Below are 462 nucleotides of genomic sequence, written 5' to 3' on the forward strand. Positions count from 1 at the left end.
GGCGGTGTTGTAGACGAGGTTGGGGCCGAACTGCCCGGCCTCGTCGGCCACCGCCACCACGTCGTGCTCGGGGCCGCGGGTGACGAGGGCGAACTCGCGCAGGGCCGAGTCGCGCAGGTCCGCGCCGCGGGGGTCGAAGCGCGCCTCGGCGACGATGCGGGCGCCGAACTTCTTCGCGCTTCGGCGCAGCGCCTCGGCATAGAGCGCATCGGCCGGATCGGGGCCTGCGACGAGGAGGATGCGGGTCCAGCGCTTGAAGACGAGGAGCTGGACGAGGGCGTCGGCCAGCATGGCGCGGGAGGGCAGGACGTGCAGGAGGCGGGCGCGGCACTCGCCGTCGCGCAGGCGCGTGTCGGGCGCGCCGATGTTGAGGATGACGCTGTCGCGGGCCTCGGGCAGGTCGGCGAGCGCGAGCAGGTCGACGGCCGGGGCGTTGACCACGAGGAAGCGGGGCGCCCCGCT

The 462-nt window shown here is 74.9% G+C and carries 1 protein-coding gene; it reads right to left on the reverse strand.

Annotated features, from left to right (window positions below):
* A partial coding sequence (locus ACLBXP_RS25250; protein WP_447670589.1) for an ABC transporter substrate-binding protein occupies nt 1-462 on the reverse strand: 462 nt, incomplete at both ends.

It is taken from the genome of Methylobacterium sp. A54F (genome assembly GCF_053346035.1).